The organism is Streptomyces sp. NPDC007095 (genome assembly GCF_040634475.1).
Classification (GTDB): Bacteria; Actinomycetota; Actinomycetes; order Streptomycetales; family Streptomycetaceae; genus Streptomyces.
Genome location: NZ_JBEYFS010000540.1, coordinates 1 through 1156, shown reverse-complemented (window position 1 = coordinate 1156; position 1156 = coordinate 1). Strand labels below are relative to the sequence as shown.

Genomic DNA, 1156 nt, shown 5'->3' with positions numbered 1-1156 from the left:
GAGGCCCTGCCTTCATGCCCGCGACCAGTTGCGATCACCCGATCGAGACTCCCGTTCGACACACACCCCTCAAGATCGGAACGACAACAGCTACTTAAAGATCCCACGGTTGGATGACCGGACAGAGTTCACGGTTGCCTCACAGCCGACGGAGCCGGACGGCCCAAGAGGCGGCGCCTGGGCTGGGCAGTAAGGCCTGCCCCCCGGAATCGTCGTCTCAGGACTCGTCGGCGAGGAAGTGCTCGGCGAGGGGGGTGCCGGCGAACTTCTTGTTCATCTCGCGGGAGAAGAGCAGCAGCGTGTTGCGCGGCCGATGGAGCACCGCGAGTTCCTGGGCCTGTCCGACGGCGTTGCGGGTGACCGTGACGACAACCTTCATGGGCTCGCCGAGGACTGATGCATCGTAGATCTCGAGGAAGCCGTTGTCGCCGAAGTCTCCGGTGAAGCTGAAGTCCTGGAACTCGTACAGTTCGCGGGCCTTGACCACGATGGCGCGGACCGCCTCCGCGCCACGGGCGGTGCCGTTCATGGCGGCGCCTTCCAGGGTGACGTCGTCGGCCAGGTTGTCCAGCCACCATGGGTAGTAGCTGAGTCCCTGGCGGCCGTTGTCGCTGTTTTCCGCGTTCGTCATGCCATGCCTACTTCCGAGATCCGGCCCTGGCCGCTTACGTATGGACCGGCTACCGGTGATTCCAGCGAGCAGATACGAGCATATGCTCATATTTTCCTGGTAGCAAGCCTGCCGTCCGACCGGCGTGGCGCCACCAGGGGCAGGCTGGCCTCGTCACAGCCGCAAGCTACGAGTACATGGGAGCAGAGTCTCCAGGTCGCCGAGGGTGCGGGCGGCCAGGTTGGCCAGGCTCCGCTTGATGTGCGCCCACGCGCCCTCTACCGGGTCGAGGTCGGGCACACGCCCTGGCCCACCGCCTGCAGCACAGCACACCGGGGCAAGATGCATGGCCTCACTGCATGAACACGTATACAGCCCTCACGCACTCAGGGCTGTGAGCTCGCATCTGGGCGTCTGGCGGGGGCCACAGCCGGCACCCAGCCAGCACTCATAAGAACTCCTAACAAAGTGAGAGGTTCCTCAGTCGTCGCCAGCAGATGATGCTGCAGGCCAGGCTGAGGAAGGCTTCGTGGATGTCGTCGCGTA

Annotated in this window: 1 protein-coding gene; it reads right to left on the bottom strand. The window is 64.4% G+C overall.

The window, feature by feature from the left end:
• Positions 1 to 217: 217 nt before the first annotated feature.
• Positions 218 to 631, bottom strand: a complete 414-nt coding sequence (locus tag ABZ656_RS58080; RefSeq protein WP_075033842.1) for a hypothetical protein — start codon at positions 629 to 631, stop codon at positions 218 to 220.
• Positions 632 to 1156: the final 525 nt, after the last annotated feature.

Excerpts from the sequence above, each read along its gene's own strand:
- ABZ656_RS58080 (WP_075033842.1), bottom strand. The coding sequence starts at position 631 with ATGACGAACGCGGAAAACAGCGACAACGGCCGCCAGGGACTCAGCTAC.